Below are 16,145 nucleotides of genomic sequence, written 5' to 3'. Positions count from 1 at the left end.
CGGAAGGCTCCACCGTCGCGGAAGGCTCCGGCGTCACCGTCTCAGTCGGAGAAGCCGTCGGGGAAGGCTCCCCCGTCTCGGAAGGCTCCACCGTCGGGGTCGGTTCCCCTGTGGGGGAAGGTTCCTCTGTGGGCGAGGGCGAGGGCTCCGGCTCGGGCTCCAGCTCCGTGGTCACGGTGCAGGCCTTGCCCGTTTCGACGGACGGGTCCGTCGGGCAGGCTTGCGGGTCACCACTGGGCGTGGTTCCAGCGGCGAAGACGCCGTTGCTGATCCGGGTGCCCTCGTCGGTGACCTCGCCGATGACCACCGAGTAGGTGAGCGTGACCGTCTCACCGCGCTTGATCGGCACGGTCCACAGCAGGCGGGACTTCTCGACCTCGACCGTGCCGGCGCTCGCCTGAGCGTCGTCCTGGTAGGTCGCGTGGGTGAGGACGTCGCTCATGTCGTCCTCGATCCCGGCCGGGTCGCCCGCGGTGAAGTCCGCGTCGCCGGTGTTCTCGGCCGTGATCGTGTAGGTCAGGACGTCGCCGGGACGCACCGGCCCCGTCTTGTCCACCGACTTCGTGAACCGCACTTCGGGCAGGGCGATGTCCGCGCAGGCGTCGGCCTTCGCGATCACCGCGTCCGTCGAGGTCAGGGTGACCGTGTTCGCCCAGCCCCGGCCGCCGTCCTTCGAGCACTGCGCGTCCCGCACGTCCAGCTCGGCGCGGTCGGCACGAGCCGTGACGGTCACACGGTAGGTGTCCGTGCCCGGCCCCTCGTCCGTCGCCGCCGGGACCCGGGCGTTCTTCGTGAGCAGGGCGTCATCGGGCGTGACGGCCTTGCCGCCGACACGGTCGAGACCGCCATTGAACTCCGGGTTCATATCCGCGCCACCGCTGCTGGTGGCGGTGATCGCCTTCACCTCCACGCCCTCGGGGAACGCGAGCGCGTCCCGCAGCCCGTAGCTCAGGCCGTCGGCCGGAGTGCGGGCAGCGTTACCGACGGTGATCAGGTAGGGGATGTCCCAACTGCCGTCGTCGTTCTGCTTCGGCGCCCCGTCGACGGTCTTGGCGACCGCCGGCGTGATCGGCGCCGCGCAGGCCTCGGCGGTCCGCTGCACATCGCCCGCCAGGGTCAGCACGGCCCGGTTCGCGAAGCCGCCGACGGAGCCGTCGGCACACTGCCCGGCCTCCGTCCCCGCGGTGCCGTGCGCGTCCGCCGTCACGGTCACGACCCACTCGTGAGTCTTCCCGCCCGGCAGCTCCACATCACTGGCGATGGTGCCGGAGCCGTGCCACGCGTCGGCCCCCTCAGCCCCCTGGGGTGCTGTGGTCACCTCGGCGTCGACCACGTCGATGCCCTTGCCGAAGCGCAGATCATCGGAGAGGTCGTAGGTCGCCTTGTGCCCGGGACTGGGGTTGACCACGTCGATCGCGTACTCGACCGTCCAGCGGCCGTCGTCGCCCTGGCTCGTGGAGCGGACCGACTTGGTCAGCTCCGGGGCGAAGCCGTCACTGGTCGCGGCGCACGGAACGCCGCTGCCGTCGCGGCCGGTCTCCTTGTCGCACACCGTTCCGGCGAGGCCGCCGTAGACGGTGTTGGCCAGCACGTGGTCACCGCCCTCCTTGACGGTCACCTTGTAGGTCAGCGTCGCGGTCGCGCCCGCCTTCAGCGCGCCCTCCCACGACAGCAGACCGCCGGCCGGGTCGTCGACCTTGGTGGCGGAGCCGCCGCCGACCGTCACGGAAGCGGAGTCCTTGACGAAGTCGGCGTCGTCCAGCACGCCGGCCAGGTCGTCGGTGACCACGGCCGGGTCGGCATCGGTGTAGTCGGCGGTGCCGGTGTTCTTCACCGTCACCGTGTACGTCACCGTGTCGCCCTCGCTCACGCCGGCCGCCTTGGCGTCCGACTTCTTCGCGACGGAGAGCGAGCGCAGCCCGTCGGTGTCCTTCGCCTCCGCGCTCAACCGCGCGGTGTCGTCGGCCGGATCGGGGGCAGTCACCGTGGCGGTGTTCACGATGTCGCCCTTGGCGTCCGGCATGACCAGCACAGTCACCTTGACGGAGGCGGTGGTGTCGGTGCCACCGTCGGTCTTGTCCCCACCCGGGGACGCCGCTGCCGCACCGCCCAAGTCGTCCAGCGCCCAGGTCACCACGCCACCGGGCCGGTTGCCGTACGCGTCCGGCTCACCCTGGCCGGTGACCTGGCCGCCCTGGGTCGCCGAGACGAACGTCACGTCGGCGGGCAGCACATCCGTCAGCACCGCGCCGGTGATCTTCTCGGACGGCAGCAGGTTCGCGACGTCCAGGGTGTAGGTGTACTTCTGCCCCGGTGCCACGGACGTCAGCCCGTCGGACTTGGAGAGCGACAGTCCGGCCGTCGCCTCCTGGACCGTCGTGCAGCCGGTCGCTTCGTTGTTGGACAGGTCAGGGTCGTGCATCGGCCCGGTGATCGCAGCCTTCACACAGGCCTTGCCCTGCGCGGTGGCCACGACCGGGATGCCGAGCTTGACGTCAACGCCCTTCTGGATCTCGCCCGGCGCATCGCCGTCCATCGGCGTGCACGTCAGCGACAGGGGCCCCTCGTACGGCGCCTTCTCGGGCGAGGCGGTGCACGCCCAGCCCTTCGGCTTCAGGCTGGTCACCGTCAGACCGGCCGGCACCGAAACCGACACCTTCGCGGGGGACGCCTCCGACCCACCACCGTTCTTCACCGTGAAGGGCACGACACCGGGGCGGCCCTCCTGGAGGGGCAGGCGGTCCGGCACGGCCACGCTCAGGTCCGCCTCCTGCGTGGTGGCGCACACCGGACGCGGCTCGGCCGCCAGCGTCTGCGCGCTCCGGGTGGCCACCGAGTTGCACGCGACCGCATCCGCAGCCGAACCCGGTTCGACCGAGGCGGAGTAGGTGAAGCTCGCCGACTTGCCCGGCGCGAGCGAGCCCTGCACCGTCGCACGGATCGCCTTCTTGCCCGCCGCGCCCTGACCCCAGTCGTCCACCGCACCCGGCGCGGACGGATAGACCTCGTCACGCTTCGGGTTCGTCGACGCGGAGTAGGACAGCGACAGGTTGTCGGACACGTCGGAAACACTGGCCAGCGACTCGTCGAAGGTGCTGCCGCGCGGCACGTCCGCCGTCCCGGCGCTGGTGCCCTTGTCACCCGCGTACGGCAGCACGTCGTACGCCACCACGCTGTTCAGCGTCGTGTTGCCGGTGTTCTTCAGCGTGATCCGGTACTTGATGTCGGTCGCCGTCGGCGAGACACCGACGAGCTCGTCCGGGTCGGACAGCCAGGTGCAGCCGTCAGCGGCGCCCGGCGTCGGCTGGCAGATCTCCTTGACCGCGATCAGCGCGTCCGCCGAGGAGACCACCACGTTCTGCGTCACGCTGGAGAACCACGCGCTCGTGTTGCCGTCGTCGTTGACGTCCGGCGTGTTCTGGACGGGGCCGGCGTAGACGGCTTCGGTGTTGTCCCAGTTGCTCCGGGAGTCGCCCATCCACGCCGTCGCCACGCTCGTGGTGCCGGCGGCGACCGAGAAGGTCGGCTGCGCCACGACCGTCATCGTCGGCCAGGTGGTGTTCTCACCGAACGCGACGGTGTTCGGCCACGACGCCACGACGACCTCGCGGGACGCGCCCCCGATGGTCTTCGTCGAGTAGTTGAAGCTCACACCGTCCGGCACGCTGCCGGGCGGGAACGCCGCGGAGCCCTTGTCAATCGTCCAGCCGACCGGGGCGATGAACACGTACTGCGGGGTGATGTGCGCCTCGCCCGGCACGTTCGCCGTCTTCCCGTTCACGCTGAAGGTCACTTTCTTGCCCGGCACGGCGTTGCCGCCGCCCTCGACCGCGGCAGGTGAGGGGAACGCCGCGGCGAAGGCGGGCTTCGCCCCCGGCTGCCCCGGCGTCGCCCGGAACTGGATCGTGCGGGAGACCGTGCCGAGGTCCATCGAGTCGAGCCCGCTGTCCGGCCAGGACATCGTCGCCTTCGCCGTGTTGGTGCGCCGCTCACCGACCGGGGCGCCCGCCGACACGCTGTAGTGGAAGGCAGCGCTGAACGGGGTCGATCCGGTGTCGCTCGGCCTGACGTTCGACGGCGCGATGGCACCGCTCGTTATCTTCGCCTTGGTGAACCAGGTACCGGCCGGGGCAGTGGCCGTCCCGCTCGCCGTGCCCGTCTCGCCGTCGTTGCGCGTCCACTCCACGGTGGCGGCCGGGGTCGTGGCCGTTGTCGTGATCTTGTTGACCTTGGCGTCCGCCAGGTCGAGAGTGTCGTCCTCGATCACCGCGACACCGGCGACGTTCGACTGGTTGCGCGCCACTACGGCCCAGTAGAAGGCGTTGTCCGCGAACGGGGCGAGGGCCGCGCCCGGGGTGCAGGTGCGATTCCAGTCGTCACGGCCACTGGCCGGGCAGGTCATGCCCGTCACATCCGGCGGGACGTTCACCAGCCGGACGGCACCGCTGGAGGCGTTGTTGGTGCTGTCCTTCGCCAAGTCCGCGCGGGCGAAGGGGTCGTAGCACGAGACGGTGTGCTCCATCTCGTTCGTGGCCGTCTTCGTGGTCCGGGCCTCGTCCAGGTAGGTGACCGACACGCTGGTCCCGGTCGTCACGGTCTCCTCGAAGTTGCAACCGCCCGGGTCGGAGGTGAACTTGGCGGCCGGGTAGGTCACCGTGACCTTGCGCGGGTAGTAGGGCCCGCGCTCGGCCCAGCCGGACGTGCTGCTGGAACCCCAACCGCCTGCGGCGTTCACGTCCGGAGCCTCCTTGGTACCCAGCGACCACTTCACACTGTGCGTCGCCTCGTCGTACACACCGCCGCCCGAACTCGCCACGTACTGCGCCCGCGGATCCAGCTTCTCGGTAACGGTGTAACTGCCCGCCGCGACCCACTGCGAGAGCCCCGCGATGCGGTTGCTGGCAGTACGCGGGAACGAGCCCGACCCCATGTACACCTGCCAGGTGACATTCGTGTCGGGCTTCACCGATTTGGGACTCGATACGAAGATGCTCGGCTCCGGCACCTTGCTCGTCCAGGTCACCGGCTGCGCATCGGCTACGGCCTTCTTGGTGGCGCTGGTCGCGTCCATGGTGGCCGACATCATGATCTGGAAACCGGACGGGTAGAACTGGGCCGGCCGGGGCGTGGTGTAAGTCTCGTCCGGAAGAATGTTGAAGACGACCAGGAACGTGCCCGACGTACCGGCGGACAGGTCACCGAGCTTGACCGTGATCCCCGTGGTGGCCGTGCCGCTGATCGACGCGCCCGACACCCCGGCCGGTGCCGTCCAGTTCGCGTACCTCAGGATCGGTTCGGTCGCCAGCCCGTAGGGATTCGGCGGCGCCGGAGAGAGCTCCACGGTGGCGTCCGCGCAGTCGGCGGCCGCGCAGGAGTACCCCACCTTGTAGGCGAGCTGGTCGTTGTGCTCCCCGAAGGAAGCGTCCGTCTGCGGCTGGCCGGTGAGGGAGTCGACGGGCTGGATCGAGACATCGAGCACGGCATTGCCGGCCGCCCCCGCTACCGTCGCCGTCCCGAGAAGTCCCGCCAGCATGGCGAAGGCGGCCACAAGGGCCAGCGCGCCTCTGCGGCGGGCCAGTGCCCCCACAGCGGCTATTCGGTGTGTCACCGTTTCCCCCTTGGAGGGTCATATGAGGAGAAGGGCCGCCTTGACGAAGAGCCTTCGGTCGACAGCGCCTCGAGCCGGGTCAAGCCCCAATGACTGCACATCCAGCAGGCCGTGTTCGGCCCGTCCGTGAGCATGGCGACCAGCGGCACGCGACGTGGTGCGAGCCGCTGGTCTGCGATTCCGATGGTGGTTCGGTGCGCGAGACCGTATCAGGACAAATACGACAACATCAAGTATTCAACATGTATGTGACGCTCTATCGATATCACCTGTCATGCCTCAGGCAGCTTTCTGACTGGCGGTCGGCGTGTCTTCGTCACCTCCTGTGAGAAGCGCTATGAACCAGCCCGCAGGGTGGTGCGGGGCGAGGCGCGCAGAGGCCACCCCTGTTTCTCCCACGGTCTGCGGAGGTCCGCCGCCAGCGGGCGGGCGAGTTAGCCACGCTTGCGGCGGTGCGGGATGATGAGTCCGGTGCCGGGGTAGACGCCATCCGCGATCGTGAGGGGCTTGCCGACGGCGGCCTTGGCGCCGGATTCCGCCCACGCCTCGCAGTCGTTGCGGATATCGACGACTGGTCGGCGACGATGAGGCGGGTGCCGGTGAAATCTGGCTTCATCCGGAGGTCTCCGTCGCGAGCCTCATCGCCGGCGTGGAGCAGAGCCGAGACGATGAGGAACTTCAAGACCGGGCGCTCGATGCCGGTCTCGGGAGTGGACGGGAGCATCTCCGTCGCCTGCCCGATCAATGTCCGCTCGTATGAGTTTCGGATGGCGTAAAGGCCGGTCTGCAACGCCAGGGCCGTACGTTCACCTCCCGGACACCGAGGACGAACTCCTCTGCCTCCGCGTCGAAACGCATCACGGTCACGGCTGCTTCCTCCGCAGCAATGTCCCGGCCTGCCGGTCCTTCATCAGCCGCCGCGGGTCGCCCGGATCACGGGAACTCCCCAAGAGCTCTCCCGGCCACGTGCCCTCGGTGAAGCGCATGCGCGCCCCAGGCACCAGCCACTCATCGCCTGCCGGCAACCACCCGCTTGTCCATCGCTCCGCACGCTCGCTGCACGCCTGCCCACCGGTTGTCCAACGGCGGCGTTCACGGCGCCCCAGTAAGGGTGACCTGCCGCCACAGGATGATCTTGAAAAGCGTAAAGGCCCAGGTCAGACGCTGTCCGACCTGGGCCTTCGCGGAGCCCCCTGTCGGATTCGAACCGACGACCTACGCATTACAAGTGCGTTGCTCTGGCCAGCTGAGCTAAGGAGGCGTGCCGGAGCAGTGTAACCAACCTCGCCCCGCGCACGGTCCCGGAATTTCACGACCCTCGAACTACTGACATATTCCGCATGTCCAGGTAGCGTCGCTCAGGATTCACTCAAGTGGACCAGACCACTCCCTACTCGGATCGTCCGGCACGTTCCTGCCGGTGGAGGAGAGATTCAGCATGGCCAGTGTCACGTTCGACAAGGCGTCCCGCATCTACCCCGGCTCGACGAAGCCGGCCGTGGACCAGCTGGAGATCGACATCGCGGACGGCGAGTTCCTCGTACTCGTCGGTCCTTCCGGTTGTGGCAAGTCGACCTCCCTCCGCATGCTCGCGGGCCTCGAGGACGTCAACGCCGGCGCCATCCGCATCGGTGACCGCGACGTCACGCACCTGCCGCCGAAGGACCGGGACATCGCCATGGTGTTCCAGAACTACGCGCTCTACCCGCACATGACCGTCGCGGACAACATGGGCTTCGCGCTCAAGATCGCCGGTGTCAACAAGACCGACATCCGGGCGAAGGTCGAAGAGGCCGCCAAGATGCTGGACCTCACGCAGTACCTGGACCGCAAGCCGAAGGCGCTCTCCGGCGGTCAGCGCCAGCGCGTCGCGATGGGCCGTGCCATCGTGCGTGAGCCGCAGGTCTTCCTCATGGACGAGCCGCTGTCGAACCTCGACGCCAAGCTCCGTGTCTCCACCCGTACGCAGATCGCCTCGCTCCAGCGCCGCCTGGGCATCACGACCGTGTACGTCACGCACGACCAGGTCGAGGCCCTCACCATGGGCGACCGGGTCGCCGTCCTCAAGGACGGCCTGCTCCAGCAGGTCGACTCACCGCGCAAGATGTACGACAAGCCGGCGAACCTCTTCGTGGCCGGCTTCATCGGCTCCCCCGCCATGAACCTGGTCGAGGTCCCGATCACCGACGGCGGCGTGAAGTTCGGCAACAGCGTCGTCCCGGTCTCGCGCGAGGCGCTCAAGGCCGCCACGGACAGGGGCGACACGACCGTCACGGTCGGCATCCGCCCCGAGCACTTCGACATCGTCGAGCACGGCGGCGCCGCCGCGAAGTCCCTCACGAAGGACAGCTCCGACTCCCCCGCCGGCCTGGCCGTCTCGGTCAACGTCGTCGAGGAGCTCGGCGCCGACGGCTACGTCTACGGCTCCGCGCGGGTCGGCGGCGAGGACAAGGACCTGGTCGTCCGCGTCAACGGCCGCTCCGTCCCGGAGAAGGGCACCAAGCTGCACGTCGTGCCGCACCCGGACGAGCTGCACGTCTTCTCGACCTCGACGGGCGCCCGCCTCACCGACTGACGCCACGCACGCCCGCGCACGGACCCGTACCTCGCACGCCGCTCACGCCCGCGTGCCCCGTACGGCCCGCACGCCCGCGCACGACGACGGCCCCGCACGCTTCCCCGTGCGGGGCCGTTCGTGTGCGCGGGCATTCCTCCAGGAGACTCCGGGAGCCGGAAGCCGCTGGGAGCCCACCGGAAAGCCGTACGGGGGCCGTTCGCGTGTCGCGGAGGCGGGAACGGGTTTGAACCGAGCTGCACCGACTCCCCGCTGCGCACCGGGCGTTTCGCCGCTCCCGGTCAACACCGAATTCGAAAGGCGCCCTCGAACCATCGCTCACAAGGGTGACAAGATGTCGCCATGTCATTACCGACCGCTACGCTCGCTGCGTGACCCACACCGCTCGCCGTATCGGCCGTTCCCTCGCTCTCGTACTGCCCGTCGTGATGGTCCTGTCCGGGACCCTCGCCGTCACCAGCGTGCCATGGGCAGCGCACAGCTCCGATTCGCAGGTCCTGGCCGCATCGGCCCAGGACGTATCGAAGCGTGCCAAGGCACGTGCCCCGCAGGACATCCTCCGTGACCGTCTGCTCGTGGAGCTCCGCGAGAAGGACCCGGGCGTCGCGCTGACGGACCTTCAGCGCTCCGTCGAGGGTCGGCCCACGCTCGCCCGGCACTGCATGTCGATCGCGAAGGCGCTGGGCCGGGCGGCGGTCGAGCAGTACGGACCGACGCGCGCCCACCGGTTCTCCCGCCCGGTCTGCGACACGTCGTTCGCCTCCGGCGTCGCGCAGTTCAGCTGACCCCCCGGCACGCGGGCCCGGCACCGGTCGGCCCGACATCGGCCGGCGCGACACCCGGTCCGTCCGACACCGACCGTCCCGACACCGACCGTCCCGGCACCGATCGGCCCGTCACTCGACCGGCCGACCCATCGGCCCCGCACAACACGACACCAGGCACCACATATCGTGCCTGGTATGCATACGTATCCGACGCAGGCCGTGGTCCTGGCAGGTGGCCAGGGATCGCGGCTGCGCCCGTACACCGACGACCGCCCCAAGCCGATGGTCGAGATCCCTGGCACCGGGACCCCGATCATCGGCCATCAGCTTTCCTGGCTGGCCGCCGAGGGCGTGACCGACGTCGTGGTGTCGTGCGGTCATCTGGCAGAAGTACTGCAGGAATGGCTCGACTCGGCGGTGCTGCCGCTGCGCGTGACGACCGTCGTGGAGTCCGAGCCCCTGGGCCGGGGGGGCGGCCTGAAGTACGCCGCCGCCCGGCTGCCCGACCCGGACCAGCCCTGGTACGCCACCAACGGCGACATCTGGACGCGCTTCTCGCTGCGTGAGATGGCCGCCTTCCACGCCGAGCGCGACGCGACCGCCACGCTGGCGCTGGCCCGTCCCCGGATCCCGTGGGGCGCCGTGGAGACGGACGCGTTCGGGCACATCACCGACTTCATCGAGGCGCCGCCGTCGCCGTATCTGATCAACGCCGGTGTGTACGTCTTCTCGCCGGCCTTCACCACCCTGCTGCCGGACCGCGGCGACCATGAGCGGACGACGTTCCCGAAGCTGGCGCGCGAGCGCAGGCTGGCCGGGTACCCGCTGCCGCACGGGGCGTACTGGCGGGCCATCGACACGGCGAAGGACCTGACCGAGGCCGCCAAGGAACTCGACGGCGGGTGACTCCGCTCGACGGCCGGTGACTCCGGTGGTTCCGAAAGACCTCCGTGAGCACCTGCGGCTGAGGTCGCCGCGTCCGCGCGTGCACCGCGCACGCGGAGGGGCGGTCACCGGATCCCACCGGTGACCGCCCCTTCTTCGTCCGTCGTTCCCGTCCGCCTCCCCCGCCCGCCTCGGGACGGGGTGAGGCGGACGGGCGCCCGGCTCAGCCGAGCAGGCCCCCGATCGGGTTCTGCCCGGCGCCCGACGTTCCTCCGGTGGAACCGCCGTCGTCCGGGCCGCTGCCGCCCGTGGGGCCGCCGCCGGTGCCCGTGGAGCCCGAGGAACTCGGGCCGGAGCTGCTTGCCGGGGGCTGCTGCGGAGCCGTCTGCCGCGGGACCTGCTGAACGGTGCCCTGGGTCTGGCTGGGCTGCCCGGCACCGGTCGTCGCACGGCCCGGCTCGCGCACGGAGTCCGAGGGAGGCGTGGACGCCCGCGTGGACGGGGTGGTGGGGGCGCCGCTGCGGGTCGGCGACGGGCGCCGCCCCTCGGGCGTGTGCGAGGCCTCGCCGGTACGGGACTTCTCCGGGAGCGGGGAGCCGGGCAGCTGGTTGGTCGGGTTGCCGTTCGGACCCGGCACGGTCACGACCCCGGAGGAGCGGACCGCCCCGCCGAGGATGGAGCCCACGAGGAACGTGAGTCCGACGACGAGGGTCGCGACGGCGGCGCCCCGGCGCAGCACCCGGCGGCGCAGGTCCCAGATCGCCGAGCGCGGGCCGAGCGTGCGCCACGCCTCGCCGGCGAGCCGCCCGTCGACGGAGTAGACCGGAGCGCCCGCGATGATCAGCGGGCTCCAGGCGGCGAGGTAGATGATGTCGGGCGCGTCGTACACGGCGACGCTGCGCCAGCTCACGGTGACCAGCAGGGCGGCGGAGAGCAGGGCCCCGACGGACGCGGCGACGCGCTGCCAGAGGCCGAGAACGGTGAGGACGCCGACGACGACCTGGAGGAAGGCGACGGTGAGCCCGGCGCCCACCGGGTGCGAGAGCGCGAAGTCGCGCAGCGGCTCGGCCAGTGCCCAGGGGTGCAGCGAGTTCAGCCACGTGACCATGGAGCCGCGTTCGCCGCCGTCGAAGTACACCGGGTCGCACAGCTTGCCCATGCCGGCGTAGATGGAGATGAAGCCGAGGAAGACCCGCAGGGGCAGCAGCACCACGCCGAGGTTCATCCGGCGTCCCGGGTAGTACGCGTGCCGCACGGCGTCCTGAGCCTGGCGGCGGCTCCGGGCCTCCATGCCGTCGTACGCGGCCCCGGCCCCGGCCCCGTCCTCGTCACCGGCAGCGTCCACGTACCCGTCGTATCCGGTGTCGCGGCCGTACCCCTCGCGGCCGTACGGACCGTGGTCGACGGGGTCGTAGGCACCGACCGCCTGGCGCATCGGCGGCAGCAGCGGACCGTTGCCGTGCGGTCCCGGCTGCTGGGGCGCGGTGACGACGGGATTGGGCTGGGTCTCCTCCAGGCAGTCGATCAGTTGGGTGCTGCCCGTGCCGAGCCCGCCGTCGAACTCGCCGGGGCGCCCGGAGTCACCGCGGTGGGCACGGGAGTCGTAGGCGTCGTACGCGGCCGTCGAAGGGCCTGCGGCCGAGTTCCGCACGGCCTGGAGGAGTCCGGTGGCTCCGGGGTCGCCGGGGGCGGACCTGCCGCTCCACACGACGGGCGCACGCCTGCCGCGCGCCGTTCCGGGGGACCCGCTCATGGCGGGGATCCTGGGCACGCCCGCGGGGGCCAGCCCGCGCAGCCGGGCGCGCTGGCCGGGCGCGAGCTGCACCCGGAAGCTGGCGTGGTTGACGATGACCTGCGCAGGGTCGCAGTCCACCTTGGTCATGCTCAGGGCGGGTAGTTCGTCGAACCGAGGCGTTCTGGTGTCCACACTCATCTAACCGAGTGATGAGTGTTTAGGACACTGCCTTGACGAGCCCGATGTGTCCGAGACCCGTCAATCATGTCCGAGACCCGTCAACGAAGGCTCCGGGAAGGAACGGGAACGGACCGGACGGAACGATTGACGGGTCGGACGGGACTACCGACGGGGCGGCTGACGGGACGAGGCCGGGCCGGACCGCCGAACCGGGCGGGACCGGGGCGGACGGGCGGGACCGGGCCGGACGGCCGACCCCGCCCGAGGGTGTCTCAGGCCCGGCGCCGCGCGGCCTCGTAGAGGACGATCCCGGCCGCGACACCGGCGTTCAGCGACTCGGCGCCGCCCGGCATCGAGATGCGGACGCGGTAGTCGCAGGTCTCGCCGACGAGACGGCCGAGTCCCTTGCCCTCGCTGCCGATGACGACGACGACCGGGCCGTCGAGCGCCTCCAGGTCCTCGACGGTGTGCTCGCCGTCCGCGGCGAGGCCGACGACCGTGAGGCCCGCTTTCTGGTAGCCCTCCAGGGCCCGGGTCAGGTTCGTCACCCGGGCGACCGGCGTACGGGCCGCGGTGCCCGCCGAGGACTTCCAGGCACCGGCCGTCATCCCGGCCGCGCGACGCTCCGGCACGACCACGCCGTGCCCGCCGAACGCGGAGACGGAACGGACGATCGCGCCCAGGTTGCGCGGATCGGTGACACCGTCGAGGGCGACGATCAGCGGCTCCTCGCCGTTGTCATGCGCGGCGACCACCAGGTCGTCCGGGTGCGCGTACTCGTACGGCGGGACCTGGAGGACGAGGCCCTGGTGGTTCAGACCGTTCGTCATCCGGTCCAGCTCGGCGCGCGGCGCCTCCATCAGGTTGATGTTGCCGCGCTCGCCCGCGAGCTGGAGCGCCTCGCGGACCCGCTCGTCGTTGTCGATGTACTGCTGGACGTACAGGGTCGTCGCGGGCACCCCGTCGCGCAGGGCCTCGTAGACCGGGTTGCGGCCGACGACCATCTCGGACGTGCCCTTGACGCCGCCGCGGCGCGGCGCGGGGCGGCGGTGCGCGGCCTGCTTGGCCTTGGCGTTGGCGATCCGGTTCTTCACGTGCCCCTTGCGCGCGGAGGCCGGCGGCGTCGGGCCCTTGCCCTCCAGGCCACGGCGTCGCTGGCCACCGCTGCCGACCTGCGCGCCCTTCTTGTTGGCGGTGCGGCGGTTCCTGCGCTGGCTGTTCCCGGCCATGACCTACCTGTTTCGTTGCTGCTCGGACGAGCGTGCGTTGCGTACGTATATGAAGTGTGCCCCCATGAGTGTGCCGTCCGGGACTCCGGACGGCACACACGGGATGCCTACGGGCTGTCTACGGGCGCGGGCCGAGGGTCCAGCGCGGTCCGGCCGGGCTGTCCTCGATGACGAGCCCGGACTGGCTGAGCTGGTCGCGGATGGCGTCGGCGGCGGGCCAGTCCTTCCGGGCGCGGGCCGCCTCGCGCTGGTCCAGGACCAGGCGTACGAGCGTGTCCACGACCCCGTGCAGATCGTCACCGCGGTCGCTCTCGCCCGCCCAGTGCTCCTCCAGCGGGTCGAGCCCGAGGACGCCGAGCATCGCCCGTACCTCCGCGAGCCGGGCGACGGCCGCCTCCTTGTCGTCGGCGGCCAGCGCGGAATTGCCCTGCCGGACCGTGGTGTGGACGATCGCGAGCGCCTGCGGGACGCCCAGGTCGTCGTCCATCGCCTCCGCGAACGCGGGCGGCACCTCACGGGCCGGGGCGACCACGCCGCCCGCCTTCTCGACGACCCGCTGCACGAAGCCCTCGATCCGCGCGAACGCGGACTCGGCCTCGCGCAGGGCCTCCTCGCTGTACTCGATCATCGACCGGTAGTGCGGGGTGCCGAGGTAGTAGCGCAGCACGATCGGGCGCCACGCCTTGACCATCTCGCTGACCAGCACCGAGTTGCCCAGCGACTTCGACATCTTCTCGCCGGACATGGTGACCCAGCCGTTGTGCACCCAGTACCGCGCGAACTCGTCGCCGAACGCCTGGGCCTGGGCGATCTCGTTCTCGTGGTGCGGGAAGATCAGGTCGATCCCGCCGCCGTGGATGTCGAAGGCCCGGCCGAGGTACTTGTGCGCCATGGCCGAGCACTCCAGGTGCCAGCCGGGCCGGCCGCGGCCCCACGGGGTCTCCCAGCTGGGCTCGCCCGGCTTGGACGCCTTCCACATCGCGAAGTCGCGCGGGTCGCGCTTGCCGGTCTCGCCCTCGCCGGACGGCTGGCGCAGATCGTCCAGGTCCTGGTTGGACAGCGACAGATACCCCGGGAAGGAACGCACGTCGAAATAGACGTTGCCGTCCGCCGCGTAGGCGTGACCACGTTCGATCAGGCCTCGCATCATCTCGACCATCTCGGTGACGTGCCCGGTCGCGCGCGGCTCGTACGTGACCGGCAGGCAGCCCAGCGCGTCGTACCCGGCGTTGAAGGCCCGCTCGTTCTCGTAGCCGATGGCCCACCACGGCCGGCCCTGCTCGGCGGACTTCGCGATGATCTTGTCGTCGATGTCGGTCACGTTCCGGACGAACGTGACGTCGTAGCCGCGGTACTCGAACCAGCGGCGCATGATGTCGAAGTTCAGACCGGACCGGATGTGCCCGATGTGCGGGGCCGCCTGAACGGTGGCACCACACAGGTAGATCGAGACACAGCCCGCCGTGAGCGGGACGAAGTCACGGATCTGCCGGGCGCTGGTGTCGTACAGGCGAATAGTCACGCCTCAAGGGTAGTGGGCGTGCACCAGTGCCCCGCGCCCCCTCGGGGGTCGCGGGGTCTTCTTCGCGGGAAGCGGTGTACGCCGGCAGAGTCCCTCAGATCCGCGAGAGGACCTTGCGCGGCGTGATCCGGACGATCACGTGCTCGGTGGCGGTGGGGCCGACGGGTCGAACTCCGCGTACGGCTCGTCGGTGTACCTGACGGCCAGCTCGTCGACGAGCTCCCGCGCTCCCGCACCGCTCCCGGGGTCGTCCCGCGCCGGCGGTGCGGGAGTGCCGCGGGTGCGGGTCAGCCGGTGCGGTGGACCAGCGCGGTCGCGATCCCGGCGATGCCCTCGCCCCGCCCGGTGAAACCGAGCCCGTCGGAGGTGGCGGCGGAGAGCGAGACGGGCGCCCCCACGGCGTCCGACAGCACTCGCTGCGCCTCCTCGCGCCGCTTGCCGATCTTCGGCCGCACGCCGACGACCTGGACGGCGACGTTCCCGATCTCGAAGCCCGCGGCCCGTACGATCCGCGCCGCCTCGGTCAGCAGCGTGACCCCGGAGGCGCCGGACCACTCGGGCCGCCCGGTGCCGAAGTGCTGCCCGAGGTCGCCGAGCCCGGCGGCCGAGAAGAGCGCGTTGCACGCGGCGTGCGCGACGACATCGGCGTCCGAGTGCCCGGCCAGGCCGGGGCCCTCGCCCTCCCACAGCAGGCCCGCGCACCACAGCTCACGGCCCTCCTCGAAGGCGTGGATGTCGGTGCCGATCCCGACGAGCGGGATCACCGGCCCGGCCGTCCGGACCTGCGCCGCGTCCCCGTCGGCAGACGCCGCGGACCGCTGCCCCGCCGACTCGTTCCCGGCCGCCACCGTCCCGGGAACCGTTTCCTCAGAAGCCATCGTTCGCCCTCCTGCGCGCGAGTACCGCCTCGGCCAGCACCAGATCCAGCGGCCGGGTCACCTTGAACGCCTCCTCGTGCCCGGGGACGACCACGACCGGCTCCCCGAGCCGTTCCACCATGCCCGCGTCGTCCGTGGCGCCCTCGCCGCCGACGACGACGGTGCGGTGCGCGCGCACGAGCGTGTCGCGGTCGAAGCCCTGCGGGGTCTGCACGGCGCGCAGCCGGGCCCGCTCGGGCGTGCCGAGCACCGGCTCCGGTTCGCCCGGCGCCCCGGGCTCCACCTCCTTGACGGTGTCGGCGAGCGGCAGCGCGGGGACGACGGCGGGCGCGCCGTCACGCACCGCCTCGATCACCGCGTCCACCGTGTCGACGGGAACCAGCGGACGCGCCGCGTCGTGCACGAGCACGACGGAGACGTCCTCGGGCAGGACGTCGAGGCCGAGGCCCACCGATTCCTGGCGGGTGTCGCCACCGGGCACGACGAGGTAGTCGGTGCGTTCGGGCAGGGCGTGCTCGTCCAGCAGGTTCTTGACCTCGGGGGCACCGTCCGGCGGCGCCACGACGACGACCAGCGAGACGGAACGGGACGCCGCCATGGCCCGTACCGCGTGGATGAGCATCGGCGTCCCGCCCAGCCCTCGGAGCGCCTTGGGGGCGCCCGGGCCGAGCCGGACACCGCGGCCGGCCGCGGGAATCACGGCGGCGGTGCGGGAGAGGCGCGGTTGATCAGACATCGGTTGCACTCCGGAGCTTCGGCATGTTTG

The 16,145-nt window shown here is 71.0% G+C and carries 8 protein-coding genes, 1 tRNA gene and 2 pseudogenes; 3 read left to right on the top strand and 8 right to left on the bottom strand.

Annotation, left to right across the window (positions count from 1 at the left end; translation table 11 throughout):
- The 3 genes and pseudogenes from AB0E67_RS29175 to AB0E67_RS29165 form a co-directional block, all read right to left on the bottom strand.
- Positions 1–5,608: pseudogene (locus tag AB0E67_RS29175) on the bottom strand (hypothetical protein); the annotation flags it as partial.
- A 437-nt stretch (positions 5,609–6,045) separates the two neighbouring features.
- Positions 6,046–6,186 (bottom strand): annotated as a pseudogene (locus AB0E67_RS29170) (IS5/IS1182 family transposase); the annotation flags it as partial.
- Between the two features lie 609 nt (positions 6,187–6,795).
- A tRNA-Thr gene (locus AB0E67_RS29165) sits at positions 6,796–6,869 on the bottom strand.
- Between the two features lie 177 nt (positions 6,870–7,046).
- Between AB0E67_RS29165 and ugpC the strand changes: the two genes are divergently transcribed.
- From ugpC to AB0E67_RS29150, 3 genes are all read left to right on the top strand, one after another.
- A complete protein-coding gene (ugpC, locus tag AB0E67_RS29160; protein ID WP_362032069.1) occupies positions 7,047–8,183 on the top strand; it encodes a sn-glycerol-3-phosphate ABC transporter ATP-binding protein UgpC in 1,137 nt (378 codons plus the stop codon).
- 371 nt (positions 8,184–8,554) lie between these two features.
- Positions 8,555–8,968, top strand: coding sequence for a hypothetical protein (locus AB0E67_RS29155; protein WP_362032067.1), 414 nt, complete (start codon positions 8,555–8,557; stop codon positions 8,966–8,968).
- 177 nt (positions 8,969–9,145) lie between these two features.
- Complete coding sequence (locus tag AB0E67_RS29150) at positions 9,146–9,856, top strand: nucleotidyltransferase family protein (RefSeq protein WP_073789268.1); 711 nt, start codon at positions 9,146–9,148, stop codon at positions 9,854–9,856.
- 202 nt (positions 9,857–10,058) lie between these two features.
- On the opposite strand, the gene AB0E67_RS29145 is transcribed toward AB0E67_RS29150, so the two are convergent.
- From AB0E67_RS29145 to ispD, 5 genes are all read right to left on the bottom strand, one after another.
- Positions 10,059–11,768 carry a DoxX family membrane protein gene (locus tag AB0E67_RS29145; protein ID WP_362032065.1) on the bottom strand — a complete coding sequence of 570 codons (1,710 nt, stop codon included), beginning with the start codon at positions 11,766–11,768 and terminating at the stop codon, positions 10,059–10,061.
- A gap of 254 nt (positions 11,769–12,022) precedes the next feature.
- Positions 12,023–12,979, bottom strand: coding sequence for a 23S rRNA (guanosine(2251)-2'-O)-methyltransferase RlmB (rlmB, locus tag AB0E67_RS29140; RefSeq protein WP_362032063.1), 957 nt, complete (start codon positions 12,977–12,979; stop codon positions 12,023–12,025).
- A gap of 118 nt (positions 12,980–13,097) precedes the next feature.
- Positions 13,098–14,501 (bottom strand): cysteine--tRNA ligase, encoded by a 1,404-nt coding sequence (gene cysS / locus AB0E67_RS29135; RefSeq protein ID WP_362032061.1) that lies wholly within the window; start codon positions 14,499–14,501, stop codon positions 13,098–13,100.
- Positions 14,502–14,788: 287 nt separating this feature from the next.
- A complete protein-coding gene (gene ispF, locus AB0E67_RS29130) occupies positions 14,789–15,379 on the bottom strand; it encodes a 2-C-methyl-D-erythritol 2,4-cyclodiphosphate synthase (RefSeq protein ID WP_362032059.1) in 591 nt (196 codons plus the stop codon).
- Positions 15,369–16,115 carry a 2-C-methyl-D-erythritol 4-phosphate cytidylyltransferase gene (ispD, locus tag AB0E67_RS29125; RefSeq protein ID WP_362032057.1) on the bottom strand — a complete coding sequence of 249 codons (747 nt, stop codon included), beginning with the start codon at positions 16,113–16,115 and terminating at the stop codon, positions 15,369–15,371. Before ispD ends, ispF begins: the two co-directional genes overlap by 11 nt.
- Between the last annotated feature and the right edge of the window lie 30 nt (positions 16,116–16,145).

It is taken from the genome of Streptomyces sp. NPDC032161 (genome assembly GCF_040636995.1).
Taxonomy (GTDB): Bacteria; Actinomycetota; Actinomycetes; order Streptomycetales; family Streptomycetaceae; genus Streptomyces.
This window is presented reverse-complemented; position numbering and strand designations above follow the sequence as displayed.

Bases quoted from the DNA above. Each gene is read 5' to 3' on its own strand.
- ugpC (WP_362032069.1), top strand. From the start codon at position 7,047: ATGGCCAGTGTCACGTTCGACAAGGCGTCCCGCATCTACCCCGGCTCG.
- AB0E67_RS29150 (WP_073789268.1), top strand. From the start codon at position 9,146: ATGCATACGTATCCGACGCAGGCCGTGGTCCTGGCAGGTGGCCAGGGA.
- AB0E67_RS29145 (WP_362032065.1), bottom strand. From the start codon at position 11,768: ATGAGTGTGGACACCAGAACGCCTCGGTTCGACGAACTACCCGCCCTG.
- rlmB (WP_362032063.1), bottom strand. From the start codon at position 12,979: ATGGCCGGGAACAGCCAGCGCAGGAACCGCCGCACCGCCAACAAGAAG.
- ispF (WP_362032059.1), bottom strand. From the start codon at position 15,379: ATGGCTTCTGAGGAAACGGTTCCCGGGACGGTGGCGGCCGGGAACGAG.
- ispD (WP_362032057.1), bottom strand. From the start codon at position 16,115: ATGTCTGATCAACCGCGCCTCTCCCGCACCGCCGCCGTGATTCCCGCG.